This is a genomic window from Pseudomonas sp. MD195_PC81_125 (assembly GCF_014060985.1).
GTDB lineage: Bacteria > Pseudomonadota > Gammaproteobacteria > Pseudomonadales > Pseudomonadaceae > Aquipseudomonas > Aquipseudomonas parakoreensis.
Window position 1 is genome coordinate 1 of sequence record NZ_JABULD010000242.1, and the last position, 3,528, is coordinate 3,528.

Sequence of the window (3,528 nt, forward strand, 5' to 3'; positions counted from 1 at the left end):
AGTCGACCTGGCTAACGCTGAAATCGGCACCATCGTTCACCTGTCGGACCTCAAAGCTCCTAAAGGTGTCGAGTTCGTTGCTCTGGCACACGGCGATGACAAGGCAGTAGCCAACGTCCACGCTCCACGTGTTGCTCCAGAAGCTACCGAAGAAGGCGCAGCAGAGTAATTTCACTCTGTTCGTCGGAGTGAGTGAAACATCGCGGACTGGAACGTAGCGAGAAAGCGGGCGGGAACGCGGAGTTTACATTCATGGTAAATGAGCAATTTTCGTCCACTTTCGCCGCCTTCACTGATCGCGGCGATGTCAAACACCACTCCAAGGAAGGGCCCCTATCGTGACTGCCATCAAACTGATCGTTGGCCTGGGAAATCCAGGCGCCGAATACGAACAGACCCGGCATAACGCAGGGGCCCTTTTTGTTGAGCGCATCGCTGCCGCGCAAGGTGTGAACCTTGTGGCCGATCGCAAATATTTTGGCCTGACCGGGCGCTACTCGCATCAGGGTCAGGATGTTCGCCTGCTGATTCCCACCACCTACATGAACCGCAGCGGCCAGGCCGTGGCGGCACTCGCCGGTTTCTTCCGCATCAAGCCTGAAGAAATCCTGGTGGCGCACGACGAACTCGACCTGCCTCCGGGCGTCGCCAAGCTCAAGCAGGGCGGCGGCCATGGCGGTCACAACGGGTTGCGCGACATCATCGCGCAACTGGGCAATCAGAATACGTTCTACCGCCTGCGGCTTGGCATCGGCCACCCGGGCGTCGCCAGTATGGTTTCAAATTTCGTCCTGGGTCGTGCGCCACGCGCCGAACAGGAAAAACTCGATGCCAGCATCGACTTTGCCCTCGGCGTGCTGCCGGATATCCTCGCCGGGGAATGGAACCGCGCGATGAAAAACCTGCACAGCCAGAAGGCCTGACTCTAATCCGAGGGGAAACACCATGGGATTCAATTGCGGCATCGTCGGCCTGCCTAACGTCGGCAAGTCCACCCTGTTCAACGCCCTGACCAAATCCGGTATCGCGGCCGAGAACTTCCCCTTCTGCACCATCGAGCCGAATAGCGGCATCGTGCCGATGCCGGATCCGCGTCTGGACGCGCTGGCGGCCATCGTCAATCCGAAGCGCATCCTGCCGACCACCATGGAATTCGTCGACATCGCTGGGCTGGTGGCCGGCGCCTCGAAAGGTGAAGGTCTGGGCAACAAGTTCCTGGCCAACATCCGTGAAACCGACGCCATCGCTCACGTGGTGCGCTGCTTCGAAGACGACAACGTGATCCACGTGTCCAACAGCGTCAACCCGAAGCGCGACATCGAAATCATCGACCTGGAACTGATCTTCGCCGACCTCGACAGCTGCGAGAAGCAACTGCAGAAAGTCGCGCGCAATGCCAAGGGTGGTGACAAGGACGCAGTGGCTCAGAAAGCCCTGCTGGAGCAATTGATCCCTCACTTCACCGAAGGCAAGCCTGCGCGCAGCCTGATGAAGAACATGAGCGCCGACGAGAAGGCGATCATCAAGGGTTTCCACCTGCTGACCACCAAACCGGTCATGTACATCGCCAACGTCGCTGAAGACGGTTTCGAGAACAACCCGCACCTGGACGTGGTCAAGGCCATCGCCGAAGAAGAAGGCGCCATGGTGGTTCCGGTGTGCAACAAGATCGAAGCGGAAATCGCCGAGCTCGAAGACGGCGAAGAGAAGGACATGTTCCTCGAGGCGCTGGGCCTGGAAGAGCCTGGCCTGAACCGCGTGATCCGTGCCGGCTACGAAATGCTGCACCTGCAGACTTACTTCACCGCCGGCGTCGAAGAAGTCCGCGCCTGGACCGTCCGCGTCGGTGCCACCGCACCCCAAGCTGCCGGCGTGATCCACACCGACTTCGAAAAAGGCTTCATCCGCGCCGAAGTCATCGCTTACAACGACTTCATCCAGTACAAGGGCGAAGCCGGTGCCAAGGAAGCCGGTAAATGGCGCCTGGAAGGCAAGGACTACATCGTCAAGGACGGTGACGTGATGCACTTCCGCTTCAACGTCTAAGCGTTACGTCCAAGAAAAAGCCGCGTTTGATACGCGGCTTTTTTGTGCCTGAAATTTACTGCTGAACATATTTCCCCTGTGGGAGCGATGTGGAGTCAGGCCTTTTTAGTGCGTGGCAAGAAGATCGCCAGCACGCCAAACAACGGCAAAAAACGAGCACAGGAAATACACGAACTCGATGCCGTGCACATCCGCCAGATGCCCGAGCAACGCCGCGCCGATCCCGCCAAAACCGAACATCAAGCCGAAGAACACCCCGGCAATCATCCCGACATTACCCGGCACCAGCTCTTGCGCGTACACCACAATCGCCGAGAACGCCGAGGCGAGGATGAAGCCGATCACCACACTGAGGACAGAGGTCCAGAACAGATCGACGTGCGGCATCAGCAAGGTGAACGGTGCCACGCCGAGAATCGAAAACCAGATCACCGCCTTACGCCCGATCTTGTCGCCAATCGGCCCGCCAAAGAACGTCCCCGCCGCCACCGCACCGAGAAACAGGAACAGATGCAACTGCGAACTGGCCACCGACAGGTCGAACTTCTCGATCAGGTAGAAGGTGAAATAGCTGGTAAGGCTGGCCATGTAGAAATACTTGGAAAACACCAGCAAGCCGAGCACCACCAGCGCACTGATCACCCTGCCCTTCGACAGCCCGTGAGTCGCCGCCTGGCCGGCCTTGAGCTTGAACAGGTTCAAGTGATGGGCGTACCAGCGACTGATGCGGTACAGCACGAACAGCGCAAACACCGCGAACAGACCGAACCACGCCACGTTGCCCTGACCGAACGGAATAATGATCGCCGCTGCCAATAACGGGCCGAACGCGGAACCGGCGTTACCGCCGACCTGGAAGGTCGATTGCGCCAGACCAAAGCGCCCGCCCGAGGCCAGCCGGGCAATTCGCGAGGCTTCGGGGTGAAAGGTCGAAGAACCGATACCGATCAATGCCGCCGCCAGCAGAATCAACGGGAAACTGCCGACCACCGACATCATCACGATGCCGATCAGCGTGCAGATCGAGCCCGCCGGCAACAGCCACGGTTTTGGATGGCGGTCCGTGTGGTAACCGACCCACGGCTGCAACAGCGATGCGGTCAACTGGAAGGTCAGCGTGATCAGCCCAACCTGAGTGAAGCTCAAGCCATAGTTGGCTTTGAGCATCGGGTAGATCGACGGCAGCACTGACTGAATCAGGTCGTTGATCAAATGCGCCAGCGCCACCGCGCCGATGATACGCATCACCAACGGGCTGCTTTGGGGAGGAACGGACGCCGAGGCAGCGGCGGTCTGAGCGTTGCTGATAGCCATGGAAGTTTCCGTACAGCAGATGGGTGCACGCAGGCAGGTGCGTCAATGTGCCATTTTTCGGTGCATCAGCGCCATCCCCTTAGCCAGCTAACTAACGTCCGGTTCGATAACTCATCAATCCCTGTAGGAGCTGCCGCAGGTGCGATCTTTTTGATTCTGTTTTTAWAA

At 58.8% G+C, this 3,528-nt stretch carries 2 protein-coding genes and 2 pseudogenes; 3 read left to right on the top strand and 1 reads right to left on the bottom strand.

Annotated features, from left to right (window positions below):
• From HT737_RS10420 to ychF, 3 genes and pseudogenes are all read left to right on the top strand, one after another.
• Positions 1–169 (top strand): annotated as a pseudogene (locus HT737_RS10420) (50S ribosomal protein L25); the annotation flags it as partial.
• A gap of 169 nt (positions 170–338) precedes the next feature.
• Positions 339–923, top strand: a complete 585-nt coding sequence (gene pth / locus HT737_RS10425) for an aminoacyl-tRNA hydrolase (RefSeq protein ID WP_003228164.1) — start codon at positions 339–341, stop codon at positions 921–923.
• A gap of 22 nt (positions 924–945) precedes the next feature.
• Positions 946–2,046 carry a redox-regulated ATPase YchF gene (gene ychF, locus HT737_RS10430; RefSeq protein ID WP_041072487.1) on the top strand — a complete coding sequence of 367 codons (1,101 nt, stop codon included), beginning with the start codon at positions 946–948 and terminating at the stop codon, positions 2,044–2,046.
• Positions 2,047–2,141: 95 nt separating this feature from the next.
• Here ychF and HT737_RS10435 read toward each other — a convergent pair.
• Positions 2,142–3,360 (bottom strand): annotated as a pseudogene (locus HT737_RS10435) (MFS transporter).
• Positions 3,361–3,528: the final 168 nt, after the last annotated feature.